Annotated in this window: 19 protein-coding genes; 7 read left to right on the top strand and 12 right to left on the bottom strand. The window is 71.9% G+C overall.

Annotated features, from left to right (window positions below):
* Nucleotides 1-16: 16 nt before the first annotated feature.
* On the top strand, nucleotides 17-2,230 hold the full coding sequence (locus tag CJZ86_RS12820; RefSeq protein WP_286145732.1) for a molybdopterin oxidoreductase family protein: 2,214 nt from the start codon (nucleotides 17-19) through the stop codon (nucleotides 2,228-2,230).
* Here CJZ86_RS12820 and CJZ86_RS12815 read toward each other — a convergent pair.
* From CJZ86_RS12815 to CJZ86_RS12790, 6 genes are all read right to left on the bottom strand, one after another.
* A complete protein-coding gene (locus CJZ86_RS12815; RefSeq protein ID WP_233134012.1) occupies nucleotides 2,201-2,806 on the bottom strand; it encodes a Crp/Fnr family transcriptional regulator in 606 nt (201 codons plus the stop codon). The genes CJZ86_RS12820 and CJZ86_RS12815 overlap by 30 nt on opposite strands.
* On the bottom strand, nucleotides 2,803-3,636 hold the full coding sequence (locus tag CJZ86_RS12810) for a nitrate ABC transporter ATP-binding protein (RefSeq protein ID WP_094586391.1): 834 nt from the start codon (nucleotides 3,634-3,636) through the stop codon (nucleotides 2,803-2,805). Before CJZ86_RS12810 ends, CJZ86_RS12815 begins: the two co-directional genes overlap by 4 nt.
* Before the next feature lie 38 nt (nucleotides 3,637-3,674).
* A complete protein-coding gene (locus tag CJZ86_RS12805; RefSeq protein ID WP_094586389.1) occupies nucleotides 3,675-5,711 on the bottom strand; it encodes an ABC transporter ATP-binding/substrate-binding protein in 2,037 nt (678 codons plus the stop codon).
* 2 nt (nucleotides 5,712-5,713) lie between these two features.
* Entirely contained in the window at nucleotides 5,714-6,547 is an 834-nt protein-coding gene (gene ntrB, locus CJZ86_RS12800) for a nitrate ABC transporter permease (protein WP_094586387.1), read from the bottom strand.
* Nucleotides 6,548-6,599: 52 nt separating this feature from the next.
* On the bottom strand, nucleotides 6,600-7,913 hold the full coding sequence (locus CJZ86_RS12795; protein ID WP_094586385.1) for a CmpA/NrtA family ABC transporter substrate-binding protein: 1,314 nt from the start codon (nucleotides 7,911-7,913) through the stop codon (nucleotides 6,600-6,602).
* 206 nt (nucleotides 7,914-8,119) lie between these two features.
* Nucleotides 8,120-9,211 carry an anthranilate phosphoribosyltransferase gene (locus tag CJZ86_RS12790; RefSeq protein WP_094586383.1) on the bottom strand — a complete coding sequence of 364 codons (1,092 nt, stop codon included), beginning with the start codon at nucleotides 9,209-9,211 and terminating at the stop codon, nucleotides 8,120-8,122.
* Nucleotides 9,212-9,519: 308 nt separating this feature from the next.
* Here CJZ86_RS12790 and CJZ86_RS12785 point away from each other — a divergent pair, with 308 nt between their 5' ends.
* The 4 genes from CJZ86_RS12785 to CJZ86_RS12770 are packed head-to-tail and all read left to right on the top strand — an operon-like array spanning nucleotide 9,520 to nucleotide 12,324.
* Nucleotides 9,520-11,115, top strand: coding sequence for a ferredoxin--nitrite reductase (locus tag CJZ86_RS12785; RefSeq protein ID WP_233134011.1), 1,596 nt, complete (start codon nucleotides 9,520-9,522; stop codon nucleotides 11,113-11,115).
* Between the two features lie 7 nt (nucleotides 11,116-11,122).
* Complete coding sequence (locus CJZ86_RS12780) at nucleotides 11,123-11,344, top strand: hypothetical protein (protein WP_143594155.1); 222 nt, start codon at nucleotides 11,123-11,125, stop codon at nucleotides 11,342-11,344.
* Nucleotides 11,341-11,775, top strand: coding sequence for a hypothetical protein (locus CJZ86_RS12775; protein ID WP_094586377.1), 435 nt, complete (start codon nucleotides 11,341-11,343; stop codon nucleotides 11,773-11,775). The genes CJZ86_RS12780 and CJZ86_RS12775 overlap by 4 nt, the downstream gene beginning before the upstream one ends.
* Nucleotides 11,776-11,805: 30 nt before the next feature.
* Entirely contained in the window at nucleotides 11,806-12,324 is a 519-nt protein-coding gene (locus CJZ86_RS12770; protein WP_094586375.1) for a universal stress protein, read from the top strand.
* Here CJZ86_RS12770 and CJZ86_RS12765 read toward each other — a convergent pair.
* Genes CJZ86_RS12765 through CJZ86_RS12745 form a run of 5 tightly spaced genes read right to left on the bottom strand, consistent with a single transcriptional unit; the run spans nucleotide 12,285 to nucleotide 17,162 of the window.
* The gene (locus tag CJZ86_RS12765) at nucleotides 12,285-13,889 is read right to left on the bottom strand and encodes a glycine betaine ABC transporter substrate-binding protein (RefSeq protein WP_094586373.1); all 1,605 of its coding nucleotides are present in this window, start codon (nucleotides 13,887-13,889) and stop codon (nucleotides 12,285-12,287) included. The genes CJZ86_RS12770 and CJZ86_RS12765 overlap by 40 nt on opposite strands.
* Nucleotides 13,886-15,262, bottom strand: coding sequence for an APC family permease (locus tag CJZ86_RS12760; RefSeq protein ID WP_094586371.1), 1,377 nt, complete (start codon nucleotides 15,260-15,262; stop codon nucleotides 13,886-13,888). Before CJZ86_RS12760 ends, CJZ86_RS12765 begins: the two co-directional genes overlap by 4 nt.
* A 23-nt stretch (nucleotides 15,263-15,285) precedes the next feature.
* Nucleotides 15,286-16,383 (bottom strand): oxygenase MpaB family protein, encoded by a 1,098-nt coding sequence (locus CJZ86_RS12755; protein ID WP_233134010.1) that lies wholly within the window; start codon nucleotides 16,381-16,383, stop codon nucleotides 15,286-15,288.
* Nucleotides 16,384-16,391: 8 nt separating this feature from the next.
* Nucleotides 16,392-16,937: a DUF924 family protein gene (locus CJZ86_RS12750; protein WP_094586369.1), complete on the bottom strand. Its 546-nt coding sequence runs from the start codon at nucleotides 16,935-16,937 to the stop codon at nucleotides 16,392-16,394.
* A gap of 3 nt (nucleotides 16,938-16,940) precedes the next feature.
* Nucleotides 16,941-17,162, bottom strand: a complete 222-nt coding sequence (locus tag CJZ86_RS12745; RefSeq protein ID WP_094586367.1) for a hypothetical protein — start codon at nucleotides 17,160-17,162, stop codon at nucleotides 16,941-16,943.
* 63 nt (nucleotides 17,163-17,225) lie between these two features.
* On the opposite strand from CJZ86_RS12745, the gene CJZ86_RS12740 reads away from it, so the two are divergent.
* Entirely contained in the window at nucleotides 17,226-17,984 is a 759-nt protein-coding gene (locus CJZ86_RS12740) for a type 1 glutamine amidotransferase (RefSeq protein ID WP_094586365.1), read from the top strand.
* Here the strand turns inward: CJZ86_RS12740 and CJZ86_RS12735 are convergent.
* Nucleotides 17,929-19,092 carry an anthranilate phosphoribosyltransferase gene (locus CJZ86_RS12735; protein ID WP_233134009.1) on the bottom strand — a complete coding sequence of 388 codons (1,164 nt, stop codon included), beginning with the start codon at nucleotides 19,090-19,092 and terminating at the stop codon, nucleotides 17,929-17,931. The genes CJZ86_RS12740 and CJZ86_RS12735 overlap by 56 nt on opposite strands.
* Nucleotides 19,093-19,132: 40 nt before the next feature.
* On the opposite strand from CJZ86_RS12735, the gene CJZ86_RS12730 reads away from it, so the two are divergent.
* The coding region (locus tag CJZ86_RS12730; protein ID WP_286145731.1) for a CbiX/SirB N-terminal domain-containing protein at nucleotides 19,133-19,463 on the top strand (331 nt) is incomplete at its 3' end.

Raw genomic sequence — 19,463 nt, 5'->3', positions numbered from 1 at the left:
TCGTGCCCCCGCCATCTTGAGCCTCCCCGCCACGCCTCCCTCCCCCTCCGACGGCCCGGCCCGGGCCCAGTGCCCCTATTGCGGTGTGGGCTGCGGCCTGGAGATGAAGCCCCCCGCGGCGGCCACCGAAGGCGGCGAAGCGATCTGGACGGCCCGCGGCGACCGCCACCATCCCTCCTCCCTGGGGCAGGTCTGCGTCAAGGGGGCCACGGTGGGCGAGACCCTGCACCGCAACCGCCTCACCACCCCGCTCTACCGGCCGCGCACCGACCAGCCCTTCGAGCCGATCAGCTGGGACCGGGCCTTCGGCCTGATCGAGGCCCAGGTGCGCCGCACCCTGGCCGAGCAGGGACCCGACGGGATCGCGATCTACGGCTCCGGGCAGTTCCTCACCGAGGACTACTACGTCGCCAACAAGCTCATCAAGGGGGCGCTGGGCAGCAACAACTTCGATGCCAACTCGCGCCTTTGCATGAGTTCGGCCGTGTCCGGCTACGTGCGCAGCTTCGGCAGCGACGGTCCCCCCTGCTGCTACGACGATCTCGATCAGGCCGACACGGTGCTGCTGATCGGCACCAACACGGCCGAGTGCCATCCGGTGCTGTTCCAGCGGCTGTTGAAGCGCAAGCGCAAGCAGAAGCAGGACCTGCAGATCGTGGTGGTGGATCCCCGCGCCACCGCCACCAGCGACGCGGCCGACCTGCACCTGGCGATCCGGCCCGGCACCGACCTGGCGCTGCTGCATGGCCTCGGCCATCTGCTGCTGGAGCAGGGGGCGGTGGATCGGGCCTACGTGGCGGCGTCCACCGAGGGCTTCGAGGCGCTCGCGGAGCTCTGGGCGGGCTGGACGCCCGAGAAGGTGAGCCTGTTCTGCGGCATCGAGGAGCAGCAGCTGCGCCAGCTGGCGGCCCGCTGGGCGGCCAGCACGGGCGTGGTGAGCCTCTGGTCGATGGGGGTGAACCAGAGCGTGGAGGGCACCGCCACCGTGGCGGGGATCATCAACCTGCACCTGGTGAGCGGCCAGATCGGCAGACCCGGGGCGGGGCCCTTCTCCCTCACCGGCCAGCCCAATGCCATGGGGGGCCGGGAGGCCGGGGGGCTGGCCGGGCTGCTGCCGGGCTACCGCTCCGTCACCGACGCCGGCCACCGCGCCCAGATCGAGCGGCACTGGGGCCTGGCGCCGGGGAGCATCGCGCCGGCTTCGGGCCTCACCGTGTGGGAGCAGATCGAGGCGATGGAGCGGGGGGCCCTGGGGCTCTGGTGGGTGGCGGCCACCAATCCGCTGGTGAGCCTCCCCTGGCTCGATCGGGTGCGGGCCGCCGTGGCCCGCTGCCCGCTGGTGGTGCTCAGCGAGGCCTACGCCGGCACCGAAACCGCCGCCATCGCCCACCTGGTGCTGCCGGCGGCGCAGTGGAGCGAAAAGGCCGGGGTGATGACCAATTCCGAGCGCCGCGTCACCCTGTGCCCGGCCTTCCGTGCGCCCCCGGGGGAGGCCCGTCCCGACTGGGCGATCTTCGCCGAACTGGGCCGGCGCCTGGGCTTCGAGGAGCAGTTCCGCTATGGCTCCTCGGCCGAGGTGTTCGCCGAGTTCGTGGCGATCACCGCGGGCCGGGTGTGCGATCTGAGCGGCCTCAGCCACGGGCTGCTGCAGGAGCACGGTCCCCAGCAATGGCCCTTCCCCGCCGGCACGGCGCCCGGCGGCGGTGCCCCGCGTCTGCACACCTCCGGCCGCTTCCCCACCCCCTCCGGCCGGGCCCGGTTGATCAGCGAGCAGCCGATGGGCCTGGGGGAACCCCCCGATGGCGACTACCCCCTGGTGCTCACCGTGGGCCGCTATCTGGAGCAGTGGCACACCATGACCCGCACCGGCCAGGTCGAGCGGTTGCTGCGGCCCCATGCCGAGCCGCTGCTGGAGGTCCATCCCGCCGACGCCCGGGCCCACGGACTGGTCGATGGTGGCCGGGCGCAGGTGAGCTCCCGGCGGGCTGCCGTGACGGCCCGGGTGCTCGTCACCGACCGCATCCGCCAGGGCACGGTGTTCCTGCCGATGCACTGGGGGGCGGCCCAGGAGCAGGCCTGCGAGGCCAACCGGCTGATGCATGCCCTGGGCTGCCCCATCTCCCAGCAGCCGGAGCTCAAGGCCGCGGCGGTGACGCTGCAACCGGTGGCGGTTTCTTCGACACAGGCGCTCGCCGACGCTTCAGCCGATCGGCCCCCAGCCAGCCCCTGAGCCGGCGACCAGCGGCTCCACCAGCCCGGGCGCCAACCGCAGGTCACCGGCCGGGCCACGGCAGGTTTCGATCAGCCGGGCGCGGCGGAGAAGGGAAAACTGCTGGGTCACCGTCACCCGCGTGTGGCCGATCAGATCGGCGATCTGGGCGTGGGTGAGTTGGAGCGGCAGCACGTACCAGTCCTTCTGACGCCGGCCGATGCGTTCGGCCAGCAGCCGCAGCAGGGCCGTGAGCCGTTGCTCGGCCGTGGTGAGCCGGCGGATCAGCAGCAGATCCACGGCCCAGTCATTGAGGCTGTGCTGCCCGGGCTGGGGGGCTTCCACGCCGCATTCGCTCAGGTGCACCGGGGTGATGGCCTCCAGGTGCATGGTGGCCCGTCGCTGAAACTCCAGCGGCAGCTGGTCGCCGGCCTGGAGAAATCCCAGGGTGATGGGCTGGCTGTCGGTGGAGGACAACGACACCTTCAGCAGCCCCCGTTCGATCAGGAAGCAGCGCACGCCATCCTGACAGTCAGGTTCCAGCAACAGGGTGTGGCCTTCGGCGATCGTGACCCCTTCAGGGTGTGGCGGCCTCACTGGTCGTCGTGGGCGAAACGGCGGTAGAGGAAGTCCAGGGCGTGGTTCCGGTAGTCGTAGTACTCCGGCATCTCCATCAGCTGGGCCCGCTGGCGGGGACGGGGGAAGGGCAGTTCGAGGATCTCGCCGATCGTCGCCGCCGGGCCGTTGGTCATCATCACCACCCGGTCGGCGAGGAACAGGGCCTCATCGATGGAGTGGGTGATCATCAGCACGGTCACCCGGTGCTCCTGCCAGATCTTCAGCAGCTCCTCCTGCAGCTCCTCCTTGGTGATCGGATCGAGGGCGCCGAAGGGTTCATCGAGGATCAGCACCTTGGGCTGCAAAGCCAGGGCCCGGGCGATCGAGACCCGCTGCTTCATCCCTCCTGAGAGGCTGCCCGGCTTCTTGTCGGCGGCCTCACTCAGCCCCACCATGGCCAGGTGGCTCTCCACGATCCGGCTGGCGTCGCCGTTGCGTTTGAGGTGGGGGAACACGTTGTTCACCGCCAGGGCCACGTTCTCGGCGGCCGACATCCAGGGCAGCAGCGAATAGTTCTGGAACACCACCATCCGGTCCGGTCCCGGTTCCCGTATCGGCACCGACTCCAGTCGCACCTCGCCGCTGGTGGGCTGGCCGAAGCCGGAGACCAGATCCAGCAGGGTGGATTTGCCGCATCCGGAATGGCCGATGACGCAGATGAACTCCCCTTCGGTCACCTCCAGGCTGATGTTGTCCAGCACGGTGTAGGGCCCGTTGGGGGTGGGGTACACCTTGCTGACCCCGTCGATCACCAGGAACGGTTCGGCGGCGCCGGTGGTGGTGGGTTGGGGCGTCGTCAGGGTCTGCATCTGGGCGAAGGAGCGGAAAGGGAGGGGAGGGCGTGGGGTCAGCGGCCGGCCGGGGCGGGCACCGGGGCGTCCGCACTCCGGGCGGGCGGCGGTGGCAGGGGTGCCGGGGCCACGGTCACCTGGCCCTTGATGGGCAGGCGGTCGAGGTAGCTGAGGGGATCGAGCGGGTCGAGGCGATCGCTTTCGAACGCCGCCGCCACCGCTGACGGGGGGCGCTCCGCGGCCGGCAGCCCCAGGGCGGCGGCCGCGCTCCGGAACAGGGCCCGATCCTGCACGCGCTCGGCCACCTCCTGCCAGTTGCTGGGGAAGCTGGTCAGGCCCCAGCGGCCCAGCTGGCTCAGGATCCAGACCGCCTCCGCCGGGTTGGGCTCGTTGACCTCGGGGCCGAAGAAGCGGTTGAAGGAGGGCATGGCGGTGGGGGGGCCGGTGCCGCGGTCGTAGGCATCGACGAGACCCGGCCGGATCGTCGCCACATCGGTGCCCACGTACGGACCCTGGGAGAGCAGCTCGGCCAGCTCCTCGCGGTGGGCAGGGTCTTCGCAGTAGCGGCAGGCCTCCAGCAGCGCCTGCACCAGGGCCCGGTGGGTGCGGGGGTAGGCGGTCGCCCAGGCCTCCTTCACCCCCAGCACCTTCTCGCCGTGGCCGTTCCAGAGCTCCACATCGGTGGCGATCACCGTGCCGAGACCCTCCAGGACGGCGCGGGAGTTCCAGGGTTCGCCGACGCAGTAGCCGTCGATGGTGCCCGCCTTGAGGGCCGCCACCATCTGGGGCGGCGGGATCACCAGCAGTTCCACGTCGCGCTCGGGGTGGATCCCCGCCGAGGCCAGCCAGGCCCGCAGCATCAGGTTGTGCATCGAGGCCGGATGCACCACGGCAAGCACCGGCCTGGACTCCGGGTGGGCGGCGATCCAGTCCTTGAAGTCGGCCAGGGTGTTCACCCCGGCCTCGTGGAAGCGGCGGTGCAGGGTGATGGCATTGCCGTTGCAGCTGAGGGTGAGGGCACTCACCATCGCCAGGGGCGGCTGGCCGCCGCAGCCGAGGGTCATGGCGATCGGCATCCCCGCCACCATCAGCGCCCCGTCGAGCACGCCCTGGCGCACGTGGGTCTCGAGGGTTTTCCAGTTGCTCTCGCGCCGCAGCCGCACCTGGGTGAGGCCGTGTCTGGCGAAGAAGCCCTTCTCCTGGGCCACCACCAGCGGCAGGCAGTCGGTCAGGGGAATGAAGCCCAGCTCCAGGTTCACCTTCTCGAGGCCGTCGGCGGCGACCGGCTCGGCGGGCTTGAGCCGCTGCTGCCGGGCCCGGCGCTGGTCCGTCAGAAAGTTGACGATCTCGGCGCGCAGCCCGTAGTAGCGGGGGTGCTCCACCGTGCCCAGCTGGGTGCGGGGCCGGGGCAGGGGCACCTCGAGAACCTGGTCGATGTGGGCCTCGGGGCCGTTGGTCATCAGCACCACCCGGTCGGAGAGCAGCAGGGCTTCGTCGACGTCGTGGGTGACCATCAGGGCGGTGACCTTCGCCTCCTGGCAGATCCGCATCAGCTGCTCCTGCAGGTTGCCCCGGGTGAGGGCGTCGAGGGCGCCGAAGGGCTCATCGAGGAGCAGCAGCTTCGGCCGCAGGGCCAGGGCGCGGGCGATGGCGACCCGCTGCTTCATGCCGCCGGAGATCTCCCGGGGGTACTTGTCGGCGGCGGCCTTCAGGCCCACCAGCTGGATGTGGTGCTCGATGATCGCCTCCCGCTCCCGGCGGTCGCTGGCGGCGATCACGTTGTCGACGCCCAGGGCGATGTTCTGGCGCACCGTGAGCCAGGGGAGCAGCGAGTAGTTCTGGAATACCACCATCCGATCCGGGCCTGGATCGGTGACCTGCCGGCCGTTCATCAGGATGCCGCCCTGGGTGGCGCTGGTGAGGCCGGCCAGGAGGTTCAGCAGGGTGGACTTGCCGCAGCCGGAGTGGCCGACGAGGGAGATGAATTCGCCTTCGGCGATATCGAGAAAGATGTCCCTCAGGGCCACGTATTCACCCCCGCCGGGCAGGGGGAAGGCCTGGGTGACGTGGTCGACGGTGAACAGGGCGGCCATGGTCAGGCGGCTCCCTTGCTGAGCTTGCGGCCGACGAAGGCCACCAGGCGATCGAGCAGCAGACCGACGATGCCCACATAGATGATGGCCAGCACAATCTCGCTGGAGCTGCCATCGCCCCCAGAGTTGTAGGCATCCCAGATGAAATAGCCAATGCCGCCATCGGCCTTGAGCATCTCGGCGGCCACGATCGCCAGCCAGGCCAGTCCCACGGCGATCCGCAGTCCCGCGAACACGAAGGGCACCGTCGCCGGGATGACGATGTCTTTGATGTAGGCGCTTTTTCGCAGCTTCAGCACCCGGGCCACGTTGATGTAGTCCTCGGGAATCTGACGAATGCCCACGGCCGTGTTGATGATGATGGGCCAGATCGCCGTGATGAAGATGACGAACACGGCCGAGACGGCGGAGTCCTGAAACACCATGAGGGCGATCGGGAACCAAGCCAGGGGCGGCACGGTGCGCAGCACCTGGATCACGGGATCAAAGCCCTTGCCGAGGAAGCGGCTCATCCCCAGCAGGCCGCCGATGGTGATCCCCACCACGGCGGCCAGCCCATAGCCCATGGCCACCCGCTGCAGCGAGATCAGGATCTGCCAGGCCAGGCCCTTGCTGGTGCCGCCATCATCGAAGAAGGGATGGATGATGTAAGGGTCCCAGGTGTCGGCGACGACATTGATGGGCCCTGGCAGGCGGGCAACCCCCAGGATCAGGGACACCAGCTGCCACACCACCAGAAAGGCGCCGATGCAGATCACATAGGGGGACACCCAGGAGACCCAGATCGGCGTGATCCTTCTGGACCGGTTGTGGGGTGCTGCTGCGCTGAGGGCCATGGGGGAAGGGTGGGAACGGGCTGGAGGAACAAGGGAAGGGGCGTCTTCCGTGTCAGGACATGGCCTTGATCTTGAGGGCGTCCAGGTAGGCCTTCGGATTCTCCGGATCGAAGACGACACCGTCGAAGAAGGTTTCCTTGCCGCGGGAATCACTGGCGGGAATCGCCTTCTCCTGCCCGATCGCCTTGGCCGCCTCCTTCCAGAGATCGGCCCGGTTCACCTGGTTCACAAGGGCGTCGATGTCAGTGCTGGCGGGGAGATAGCCCCAGCGCATGTCTTCAACGACGAACCACTGGTCGTGGCTCTTGAACGGGAAGGAGGCGTTCTCGCTCCAGAAGCGCATGCGATACGGGCTGTCGGTCACGACGCGGCCGTCGCCGTAGTCGAAGTTGCCGGCCAGCCGTGGCTTGATGTCGGCCACCGAGGCCTTGAAGTACTTGTCCTTCGAGGTGATCTCGCAGAGCTCGTCGAGGTTGGCGGGGTCTTCGCACCACATCTGGGCTTCCAGGACCGCCTTCAGCAGGGCCTGGGTGGCCTTGGGGTTCTTCTCTACCCAGTCGGCACGCATCGAGAAGGATTTCTCGGGGTGGAACTTCCAGAGTTCACCGGTGACGGCGGCGGTGTAGCCGAGCTTCTTGTTGACCAGGCGCTGGTTCCAGGGCTCGCCGACGCAGAAGGTGTCCATGGTGCCGGTCTGCATGTTCGCCACCATCTGGGGCGGGGGGACCACCACCAGGTCGGCGTCCTTGTTGGGGTCGATGCCGTTCGCCGAAAGCCAGTAGCGCATCCAGAGGTCGTGGGTGCCGCCGGGGAAGGTGACGGCCGCCTTGAACTTCCTGCCGGTCTTGGCCGTGGACGCCACGGCGTCGGCGAGGCCGGCCTTGTTGTCGATGGTGAGCTTGTTGGCCAGGAAATCCTTCGAGACCGAGATTCCCTGGCCCTGTGTATTCAGCCGGGCCAGGGTGGCCATCGGCAGCGGCTGCTGGCTCTTGGTGATCTTGCCCGCCGCCAGCAGCAGGGGCATCGGCGTGAGGATGTGGGCGCCATCAATGCCGCCGCCGCCGCCGCCCAGTTCCAGGTTGTCGCGGGTGACGGCCCAGGAGGTCTGCTTCATCACCTTCACATCGGGCATGCCGTGCTTGGCGAAGAAGCCCTTCTCCTTGGCGATGATCAGCGGGGCGGCATCGGTGAGGGCGATGAAGCCGAGAGTCACCCCGGGAACTTCAGGCGCATCGGCGCCACCTCCGGCCGGGGCCGGGGTGGGGGCGGCCGCTTCCTTGGTGCCGCCACAGGCACTCAGCCAGATGGCACCGGCCGTGGTGCCGGCGGCGGTGATCAGAAACTTGCGACGGGAAAGATTCGACATGGAGCCGGAGGGGGAGCCAGGGGGGACCGGAGGGACGCACCAGCAGGTGCATGGGTTCTCAGGACGGGCTCCACAACGAAGCGCACCGTGCTGGCGAAGATTGGGTTGGCTGGCGCGCATGCTGACCAGACACGCATCAAGAGACCACGGCGACAGCCCTTGCCAGGGTCGCGACGGTTACCGATTCGGATTTTCGAGCGGTCGGCTCAGCCTTCCGGCGCGGCCAGCTGGCGGCGCAGCCGCTCGCCGCTGCGGGCCACGAGCAGGGCCGTCGCCTGGGCGAGGGCGTCCTCGAGCCGTTCGAAGCGGCCGGCGAACCAGAGGTAGGCCGCCACGTTCCAGCGCAGCGCCGGCACCAGGGCCCCTTCGCCGCAGAGGGCCGCCAGGGCCTCGGTCCGCCAGGCTTCCAGGCCCTGCCACGGCACCTCCGCGCTGGTGATGCCGTGGTCGCGGGGGTGGAGCAGGATCCGCTCGGTGGTTCCGTGGCGCACCCGGGCGGTGATGCCGGCGCGGGAGGTGGGCAGGTCGGTGGAGCCCTCCAGCCCCTTCACCGTCAGCAGGTCGGTCTCGCCGCAGTCCTGCAGGGCCTGCCAGGCGCGGGTCTCGGTGGGGGGATGGACGAAGCCGCTGACCAGCAGGTGCTCCCCCCGGTGCGGCGTCCAGAGCAGTTCCAGGCTCGCCACCGGCGGCCGTTTGCCGATGGCGTCCCGCACCGGCACCAGCCGCTCCGCCCAGACGAAATGGTCGGGCTGGTGGGTGAGGGCCAGGCCGTGGCGATCAAGGCGCCGCTGCACCGCTGCGAGCGACAGGCCGGTGGAAGGGATGCCGATCGCCTCGAACAGTTCCGCCAGGGTGACGCCGAACTTCACCGGCATCGGATCGCCGCCGTGCAGCACCACCGGCACCGCGTCGCTGGCCAGCACCAGGGCCACCAGGGGCAGCAGGGGGGCGGTGCGGCTGCGGCCGTCGTAGGGCACCCCGAAGCAGAGCGGCCGCCGGCCGGGGGTTTCCAGCACCGGCCCGCAGCGCCGGTAGCTGTCGAGCATGCCGGCGAGTTCGGTGGGGTGGGGGCGGCGGATCCGGTGGGCGATCAGGAAGGCCCCCATCTGGGCGCCGTCGACCAGCCCCTGGAGCATCAGGTCCATGGCCTCGGCCGCCTCCTGGCGATCCAGACCGGTGCTGGTGTGCTCGCCGCTGCCCACCTTGCCGATCAGCTCGCGGAACCGGGCCCGCTCGGGGCCGAGCGCCTGGAGGCGCACCAGACGCCGATCCACGGCACCGTTCCGCGGCGGCGCCATCCCCGGCAGGGAGGCCTCAGGTTCCGGACCAGCCGGTTCTGGTAACAGTGACGACATGGGTGGACGGTTCCATGCCGGAAACTAAAGCCTCCTGATCGGTGGGTTCGCGCAGCTTTCCCCGGCGCTCCCCGACACAACGATCCTTCCGGACGACGCAGCTCTCATCGGCGTCCCGGAATCCCGTCTCGCCGGACCGGCTCGAGACGCCCTCACCCGAAGCAACCCCGAGGCAGCCCGGGGCTCAGCTTCCGCCCACCTGCCTGGCAGGAATCCGCCGCATGGCTGGCCATGCGGACCGCCGTTTTCGCATGAACAGCACCGATACCAGCACCGATACCAGCGTCGCCACCGACACGTCCACCCCGCCCCCGGAGGCCCTCAGCAAGGTGGAACGGGCCAAGGCGGAGCTCTGCGGCCTCGACCTGGCCCCGCAGCTGGCGGAGCTGGCCGCGGCGGGCTGGGAGTCCCTCGACGAGGCCACCCTGACGATCCGCCTCAAGTGGCTGGGGATCTTCTTCCGTCCCGTCACCCCCGGTCGCTTCATGGTGCGGCTGCGGCTGCCCAACGGCGTCATCCGTGCTGAACAGCTGGAGCTGCTGGCCGACGCCGTCGACCGCTGCGGCGAGCACGGCAGCGCCGACATCACCACCCGCCAGAACCTGCAGCTGCGGGGTCTGTTGCTGGAGGACATGGCGCCCCTGCTGGCGGCGATGGAGCGGGTGGGCCTCACCAGCCGCCAGTCGGGCCACGACAACCCCCGCAACATCACCGGCAACCCCCTGGCCGGCCTCGATCCCGAGGAACTGATCGACACCCGGCCGCTGGTGGACGCGATCCAGGCCCGGCTGCTGGCCGATGGCGGCCCCCGCAACCTGCCGCGCAAGTTCAACGTGGCCGTCGGCGGCGCCCCCGACAGCTTCCTGCTCCACAACGACCTCGCTTTCCTGCCGGCACCCCATCCCCAGGAGCCGGCCGGGCCGCTCGGCTTCACGGTGATGGTGGGCGGCTTCTTCTCGGCCCAGCGCAACGAACTGGCGGTTCCCCTCGGCCTGTGGCTGCGGCCCGACCAGCTGCCCGACTTCACCCTGGCCCTGCTGCGGCACTACGACGCCCACGGCAACCGGACCCAGCGCAACAAAAGCCGGCTGATGTATCTGGTCGATGGGCTGGGGCTGGAGGCCTACCGCGATGCCGTGGTGGCGGCCTATCGGCAGCTGGCCGGATCGGCGGCGACGGCTCCGCTGCCCCACGACGGCCGCCATCTGGTGGTGCGGCCCCCCCGCGACGGGCTGGGACTCCAGGCCCAGAAGCAGGCGGGCCTCCACTGGGCAGGCCTGCATGTGCCGATGGGGCGCCTCGACGCCGCCTCCATGCTGGAGCTGGCCCGCCTGGCCCGCACCTACGGCAGCGGTGAGCTGCGCCTCACCGAGGCCCAGAACGTGCTGATCGTCAATGTGCCCACCGACCAACTCGCGGCGCTGGAGGCAGAACCGCTGCTGGAACGGTTCCGCCTGGAGCCCGGCGCCCTGCAGGCCGAAGCGGTGAGCTGCACGGGCAGCCGCTACTGCAGCTTTGCCCTGATCCCCACCAAGCGCACCGCCCAGGCGGTGATCGACGAACTGGAGCGGCGGCTGGAGCTGCCCGAGGCCGTGCGCAGCCACTGGACCGGCTGCCCCAACGCCTGCGGCCAGCCCTACATGGGTCAGATCGGCCTGATGGGGGCCAAGGCCCGCCAGGACGGCCAGATGGTGGAGGCGGCGAAGATCTTCCTGGGGGGCCGCCTGGATCAGGACCCGCAGCTGGCCGAGCTGCACGAGAAGGCGGTGCCCCTCTCCGAGCTCCCGGATGTGCTCGAAGGGTTGCTGGTGGAACGCTTCGGTGCCCGGCGGCGGACCGCGCCGTGAGCGCCCCGTGACGGCCGCCCGCGCCTCCTGGGAGCCCCGGGCGCTGCCGGCCGGCGGCAGACCCGAGCGCTGGCCCTGGCTGCAGGGCCTGCGGCGGGCCCGGGACCTCGACCTGGAGCCCTGGCTGCAGGCGGTGGAGGCGGGATCGCTGCGGCCCGCCCCTGACCTGCTCGCCGCCCTGGCCGAGCGGCTCGATGGCCCGCCGCCGACCCCGCCCTGCTGGCCGTGATCGGCCGCCACCGCGATCCCCGCTGCCGCACCCTGCTGCGGCAGGCCCTGGCACCGTCCGCCGCCTCCCCCGCCGACGGCTCGGCAGCGGCGGCACGGGCCGTGCTCCTGCTGCCCCTGCTGGGCCATCAGCGCCACCCGGACGATTTCCCCCTGCTGCGGGACCAGGCTCTGGCCCCCTTGCCGCTGCAACGGCGCCGGGCCGCCCTGGAGGGCCTGGCCGTGGGGCTCGGGGTCTGGCCGCCGCTCCCCCTGCGGCAGGCGCTCGGCGCCCTTGTGGGGGATCTGGACCCCGCCCTGGCCGCCACGGCCGTGGATCTGCTGGCACGCCTGCCGGGGGGAGGGGAGGACCTGGCCGCCCTGGATCGCCGCCGCCTGGACCCGGAGCTGGCGCGGCGCGTGGAGCGGCGCCTGGCGGCCGGGCGATCATGAGCGCACCCCAGCGCGCGTGAGGCGAGGCCGATGTTCCGTCACCTGCTGGTGCCCACCGACGGCTCCGATCTTTCCGACGGCACGATCCGCCGGGCGGTGAGCTTTGCCCAGGAATCGGGGGCCACCATCACCTTCCTGCACGTGCTCGCCAACCTGGCGATGCCGCCCCAGGGCTCCCTCTATGGCGATCCGGTGCTGCTCGATCCGGCCGTGGTGGAGCAGTTCACCCAGGCGGAGCGGTCCTATGCCGACGAGCTGCTGGGGCGGGCCAGGGCCCTGGCCGAGGAGGCCGGGGTCCCCTGCGACACCGCCATCGGTGAGCATCCGGTCGTCTACGAGGCGATCATCGACGCCGCCACCCGCCACGGCTGCGACCTGATCTTCATGGCCTCCCATGGCCGCCGCGGCCTCGCAGGGCTGCTGCTGGGCAGCGAGACCCAGCGGGTGCTGACCCACACCGAGTTGCCGGTGCTGGTGTTCCGGCGCCCCGGGCCCGCCGCCGGCAACGGTCAGGAGTCGCCCTCGGCTCCGGCCGCGCCGGCCTCCTGAAGGCGCCAGCGGCGCACCACCTCGGCCACGTCCAGGCCGTCGAGGTCGACCTGGGCATTGAGGCGCTGCATGGTGGCGGCGGGGATCCGGCCGGCCAGCGCCTCGATCACCGGCACCAGCTCCGGGCGCCGTCGCAGCGTCGCCGCGTTGAACACGGGCACCGCGTCGTAGGGGGGGAAGTAGTGGCGGTCGTCCCGCAGCTGCTGCAGGTCGAGGGCGGGGATCAGGCCGTTGGTGGTGTCGCCGGCGATCAGGTCGACGCGCCCCTCGGCCAGGGCGCGGTAGGTGAGGCCCAGATCCATGGCCTCGGGCGGCTGGGCGAAGCGCAGCCCGTAACGCTGGGCCAGGCCGGCGAAGCCGTCGGGGCGGTTGAGGAACTCGTAGCCGAAGCCCGCCCGCCAGCCGGGGGTGTGGGGGGCCGCCTCGCTGATCGTGGCGATCCCCAGCTGCCGGGCCTCGGATCGGCGCACCAGGATCGCGAAGCTGTTCTCGAAGCCCAGGGAGGGGAACACGGTGAGCCCGAAGCGCTCGCCATAGAGCCGGCGCGTCTCCTCGAACACCTCCCGCGCCGGATCGGGCGTGTCCGGCGGCGGAGGGGGCTGGCTAAGAAGCGTGGTCCAGGCGGTGCCGGTGTACTCCACATAGCCGTCGATGCGGCCGCTGCGCACGGCGGCGTGGATCAGGCCGGTGCCCCCCAGGCCGAAGTCCCGCTTCACGTTCAACGGGGTGGCGGCCTCGATCTGCTGGGCCAGCAGTTCCCCCAGGATCAGCTGCTCGGTGAAGCTCTTGCTGCCGATCCGCACCGTGCCGGCGCCGGCGGCCGGCAGCAGCTTCAGCGCCAGCACGGCCCCCAGGGCCAGTCCCGCCAGGCCCCAGGCGAGCCGCAGCAGCCGTCGCCGCCCGCCGCTGGGGCCCTTGGCGCGGGGCTGGGCCAGCCGCCGTTCCAGCCACCCCAGGCCGCCGTCGGCGAGCAGGGCGATGGCGGCGGCCGGCAGGGCCCCGGCCAGGATCAGGCCGTTGTTCACCGTGGCGATGCCCCGGAAGATGAACACCCCCAGGCCGCCGGCGCCGATGGCGGCGGCGATCGTGGCCACCCCCACGTCGATCACCGTGGCCACCCGCAGGCCGGCCATCAGGGTGGGCAGGGCCAGGGGCAGCTCCACGTGCAGCAGCACCTGACGCTCGCTGAGGCCGAGGGCATGGCCGGCCTGCTTCAGCCCCGGAGGCACCTGGGCCAGGCCGGTGACCAGGCCCCGCAGCAGGGGCAGCAGGGCGTAAAGGGTGAGGGCCACGATCGCCGGGGTGGTGCCGATCCCCCCCAGCAGCGGCACGGTGAGCAGCAGGCCGAAGATCGCCAGGCTCGGCACCGTCTGGACGGTGCTGGCCACCGCCAGGACGGGCCCGGCCCAGCGGGGCCGGCGGCTGATCCACAGGCCCAGCGGCAGGCTGATGGCCAGGGCCAGGCCGATGGCGGTGCCCACCAGCAGCAGGTGCTCGCCGCTGCGCTGCAGGATCTCCCCCGCCAGGGCGCCGTCCCACCAGGCCGGCGGCCACCGCGAGGTCATGGGGCTTCGGCCGGCGTCAGGGCCCGGGTGGCCTGGAACACCGGCACGCTGACGCCGATCAGCAGCAGGGCCCAGCCGCTGTTGGCGGTGTCGTTGAGCAGGGCGCCCACCAGAAAGGCGATCGATCCCACCAACACGATGGCGGTGCTCCACGGGTGGCCCCAGGCCTTGAACGGCCGTGGCCGCTCCGGCTCCCGGTGGCGCAGCACGAACAGGCAGACGATCCCCACCAGGTAGAGGCTCACGTAGAGGAACGCGGCCAGCCCGAGCAGGATCGTGAAGTCGCCGCAGAGCACCAGCAGGGCCGAGGCCAGACTGGTGAGCACCAGGGCCACGGTGGGGGTGCCGCCCCTGTTCACCCGGTCGACCAGGGGGCTGAACAGCCTGTCCCGGCTGAGGCCGTAGAGGATGCGCGGCGCGCCCATGATCGAGGCGTTGATCAGGCCCGCCAGGGACAGCAGCGCCAGCACGGTGATCGCCTGGCCGCCGAAGGCGCCGAACAGCAGGGCGGCCGCGTCCGCCACCGGCAGGCTGGAGACGGCGATCACCTTCAGGGGCAGCACCCGCAGCAGGGCCAGGTTGAACAGGGTGTAAATGGCGATCACGGCCAGCACGCCGCCGATCAGGGAGCGGGGCAGGTCCTCCTGGGGTTCGCTGAACTCCTCGGAGAAATAAATGGGGCTGTGCCAGCCGTCGTAGGTGGTGACGATCGCCTGCAGGGAGAACACCAACGCCACCGCCATCCCCGTCCAGCCCGCCGGGGTGGCCAGGGCCGTGGCGGCGGTGGGGATCGCCGCGCTGGCGGCGGCGCGGCTGTCGGGGCCTCCCAGCAGGAAGCAGGCCGCCACCACCGCCAGGAAGGCGGTCGCCTTGGCCAGGCTCAGCAGCTTCTGGCTGCCGCTGCCGGCCTCCACCCCCAGCAGCTGGATGAGGGTGAACAGGGCCACCACCCCCAGCCCCACCAGCTTCCCGGGCAGCTCCAGGCCTGGCACCAGGAACAGCGCGTAGTCGCCGATGGTGACCGCCACCCAGGCGATGCCGGTGCAGTGGCCGATCCAGTCCATCCAGCCCACGGTGAAGCCGGCGGCATCGCCGAAGCAGCGCCGGGCGTAGACGTACCAGCCGCCGGCCAGGGGCAGGCTGGCCCCCAGCTCCGCCACGGCGATGGCGCCGAGCAGGGCGTAGAGGCCGCCGGCCAGCCAGGCCGCCACCACCCAGGGGCCGCTGCCCAGCTGGGCCGCCACCAGGCCAGGGGTGCGCAGGATGCCGGCGCCGATGGTGCCGCCCACGGCGCCGGCGATGCCGAAGGTCACCCCGAGCACGTTGAGCAGGCGGCCCGGGGTCTGGGCGGTCGCGGGCTGGTCCGGGACCACCGGATCGGGGGGAGTGGCGGGAGTCAGGAGGCGATCACCCGTTCCAGCAGTCCGTGCAGCTCCTCCAGCTCGTGGCGGCTCAGCAGCCAGTCGCCCTCCAGATCCTTGGTGACGCGGGCCTCGAGGATCCAGCCATCCTCCGTGCGCACGAGGGCGAAGTGGGGGGACTGGAAGGGGGCGGCCATGGGCTGGCGGGAGGGAGGCTGTCCCTCCTGCTTAGCCAGGGCCGGTGGGGCGGGCAGCGCCAGATTCGCCAGCAGCGGCGGCGGCCCCAGCTGCTCGAGCCGGAACGTGGCGCCGTAGCTGGGGGTGGGCTGCTGGGAATAGAAGCGGGCGGGGGCTGGCCTGCCCAGGCGTGCGCGGCCTCCGGCCACCAGGGCGGCGGCCCGGCTGCGGGCCCGCAGGGCCTGCAGTACCAGCGCCTGCAGCCAGTCGGGCGCGGTGCTCCAGCCCAGGGCGGCGCAGGTCTGGCGGTCCAGCAGGCCCAGCAGACCCCGCCGCAGGGCGGGGCGCAGGGCGGCGGGCCAGTCGGCCAGGAGCATGGCCAGGGTGGCGTCGGCGATGCGCCGGTTGGTGGCCGCCGGGGCGAAGGCCTCCCGCTCCACCCGTTCGTTCAGGGCCAGCAGGTCCGCCAGGCTGGGTGGCAGGGCCGCGATGCCCATCCGCTCGCCCACCCCGCGCCAGAACAGGAACAGGTGCTCCTGTTCCAGGGGGGTCAGGGGCCGCCAGCCGTAGCGGGCCAGCCAGCGGATCGGCTCGGCCACGAAGGTGGAGAGCACGTAGAGGAAATCGTCGTTGCCGATCGCGTAGTGGCCGTGGATGCGGTTCATGCGCTCGATCACCGCGGCCCCGGCCGGGCTGTCCAGGCCATGGCGCAGCAGTTCGGCCACCATCAGCCCGGTGTCGTCGTAGCGCTTGCGGGGTCGTTGCTCGAATTCCCCGGTGCGGGCCAGCAGCCCGGAGATGGAGGGCACGCAGAAGGTCTTGAGCAGGGCCAGCTCCAGGGCCCGGGTGAGGTCCCAGGGAAACAGCTCGCCTGCCAGCCGGTGGGCGGTGGCTTCGGCGGCCCGCAGGGTCGTGTCGGCGTCGGCGTCGGCGGCAGGGTCGGTGGGGGAGCGCATCGGGGGCCTCAGAAGCGGGAGCCGGGCTGCTGCAGGAACACCCGTTCCTCAGGGCTGCTTGGCCGCCCGAGGATCTGGTTGCGGTGGGGGAAGCGGCCGAAGCGGGCGATCACCGCATGGTGACGGCGGGCGAACTCGCTGGTGCGGGCGTCGGTGTGGCGCTCGAACAGGGGCAGACCCAGCTCCTGCACCGCCAGATCCTCGCTGTGCATCAGGGGCATCAGCCAGAACGGCCGCCGTTCCGGTGCCGGCTCCGCCTCCACCCAGCCCGCCTCCACGGCCCGCAGCGTCAGGGCCAGGGCCTGCCCATCGCCAGCGAAGGCGCGGGCCTGGTCGCGCCAGATCTGACGGGGGAACTGGTCGAGCACCAGCAGCAGGGCCAGGGCGTCCACGGCGCTCTCGCCCCAGGCGGCCCGGTTGCCGGCCAGGGCCTGGTCGGTGAGGGCCCCGAACCGTTCCCGCACGATCCGGTCGCGGTCGGGACCGGGTCGGAACCAGGCGGAGGAGGGCGTCTCCTGAAACCAGAAGTGCAGCACCTCCTGCGGCGTCGGCATGGCTCAGACGAGGAAGCGGTGCAGAAGAAATGGAAGCACCATCAGCAGCAGGGCGATGACCACCAGGGCCGGCAGGTGGCTGATGCCGTAGGGAACCACCACCAGCAGCACGCCACTGCCCAGGGCCACCGCATGGGCCTGCTTGCGGCCATAGAGGACGTAGCCCAGCCCGATCGACCCGATCACCAACGTCAGGAACTGGCGGAGGCTGGGATCGCTGCCCATGGAACCTGGCCCGGAGCGGCGGACGCCCCCATGCTGGGGCTCCCATCGCCGTCCTGCCCACCCATGACTGACCTGGTGGTGATCCAGCACCTGGAGCGGGAAGGACCGGGCCGTTTCGGCGAGGAGGCCCGACGCCGGGGCTGGGCAGTGACGGTCTGCCGGCCCGACCTGGGGGAGCCGATGCCCCGGCTCGGGGCCGACCAGGCCCTGCTGGTGCTGGGGGGACCGATGGGGGTGGGCGACATCGGATCGCCGTCCTTCCCCTGGTTGGCGGCGGAGGTGGCCCTGCTGCGGGAGTGCCTGGCGTGCGAGCGCCCGGTGGTGGGGCTGTGCCTGGGGGCCCAGCTGCTGGCCTTCGCCGCCGGGGGGCAGGTGGTGCCGCTGACGGCGGGGGACCCGCCGGTGCGGGCCTACGAAGTGGGCTGGGGGCCGGTGGACTGGACACGGTCCGAGGGTCAGGAACCGGTGCTGGCGGGGCTCGGGGCCGGCCTGCCGGCGCTCCACTGGCACGGGGACCGGATCAGGCTGCCCGCCGCCGCCACCCTGCTGGGGTCAACGCCCCTCTGCGCCGAACAGATGTTTCGCATCGGCCATCACGCCCACGGGCTCCAGTTCCACGCGGAGGTGACGGACGCCGCCCTGGAGGTCTGGCTCGAGGAGGACGGCGACTACGTGCGCCAGGCCCTCGGACCCGACGGGGTGGAGCAGATCAGGGCCGGCCGGGAGCGCTGGGGGGAGGAGGGGGAGCGCCTGGGGCGCCGGCTGATCAACAACCTGCTGGATCGGGTGGGCGCCCTGCTGGGGGGGTATCCCCTGCTCTGAGGGCCAGCCCGTCGGCCAGCTGGCGGCGCCGGTCCTCCACCGCCCCGTCCTCCAGCAGCCGCTCCGCCCGGGTCAGGCCCGCCTGGAGGCTCTCGCTGATCCCGGCGCGCCAGAGCAGGAAGCCACCGTTCCAGATCAGTCCGGGCCGCAGGGGTCCGGAGCCCGTCAGGGCCTCCCGGGCCTGGCCCCGCCACTGGGCCACGCTCTCCAGCGGCACCTCGGGGGCCCCCAGGCCGTGGTCGCGGGCCCGCAGGATCAGCCGCTCCGCGTCACCCGCCGCTGACCCCTGCCGGTGGGAGGCGATCGCCACCCGGTTGGTGGGCAGCTCCACGCCCCCCTCCATCCCCTTGATCAGCAGCAGATCGTGCTGGCCCGTGGCGGCGAGGGCCTCAGAGGCCAGCCGCTCGGTGGGGGCGTGGACGAAGCCGCTGACCTGCAGGTGGGGTCCGGGGTGGCAGCTCCAGAGCAGTTCCAGGGTGGCGACCGGCGGGCGCTTGCCGACCTGCTCCCGCAGCGTCACCAGCCGCTCGGCCGCCGGGAAGTGGGCCGGCTGGTGCAGCAGGGCCAGCCCCTCCGCGGCGAAGCGCCGGTTCACCGCGTCCCAAGGGAGGCCGCGGCGGTCGAGGTCGAGGGCGGCCAGGGCCTCGGCGGTGGTGAGGCCGTACTTCACCGGCATCGGATCGCCGCCGTGCACCACCACGCCGGCCCCCGCCGCCAGCAGCAGCAGGGCCACCAGGGGCAGCAGCGGCGCGGAACGGCTGCGGCCATCGAAGGGCACGCCGAAACTCAGCACCCGGCGGGGGCTCGCCGCCAGCCGCGGGCCGCGGCGTGCGTAGCTGTCGAGCATGCCGGCCAGCTCCTGGGGCTCGGGCCGCCGCAGGCGATGGGCGATCAGGAAGGCGCCGGCCTGGGCGTCCGTGCAGCGCCCGTCGAGCAGGTGATCGAGGGCTTCGCCGGCCTCGGCCCGGCTCAGGGCCCGGCCGCTGCGTTCGCCGCTGCCCAGGGCGGCGATCAGCTCGCGGAAGCGGCGCTGGTCGGCCCCCTGGGCCTCCGCCCGCTCCTGCCGCCGCTGCGCCGTCCATTCCCCCCCGGGGCTCGGCGTCGACATGCGCGGCGGCCTCCTTACGGTGATCCCTAGGGTGAGGGGCATGCCCGGGATCATCGCAAGCCCCCTTCTGCTGGTGGTGCATGGCCGTGCCGGTGGCGTCATCCCCGCCGAACTGCAGGCCCTGGCCAGGGAGCTGGAGGCGGGGCGCGGCGCTCCGGTGGGGCTGGAGGCCCTGACGGCGGGCGAGCCGCCGGAGGCCCCCCGCGGCAGCGCCGCCGCCCCCCTGGCCCTGGTGCCCCTGTTCCTCCTGCCCGGCAGCCATGTGCGCCGGGACGTGCCGCGGATCGCCGAGCGTTGCCGCCGGGGCGGGCCCGTGCGGCGTCTGCCGTTCCTGGGGGCCTGGCCCGCCTGGCAGAGGGCCAGGCCCCCAG

It is taken from the genome of Synechococcus sp. BO 8801 (assembly GCF_002252675.1).
Lineage (GTDB): Bacteria > Cyanobacteriota > Cyanobacteriia > PCC-6307 > Cyanobiaceae > Cyanobium.
Note: the sequence above shows the minus strand (reverse complement) of the source record. Positions and strands in the feature narration are given on the sequence as shown.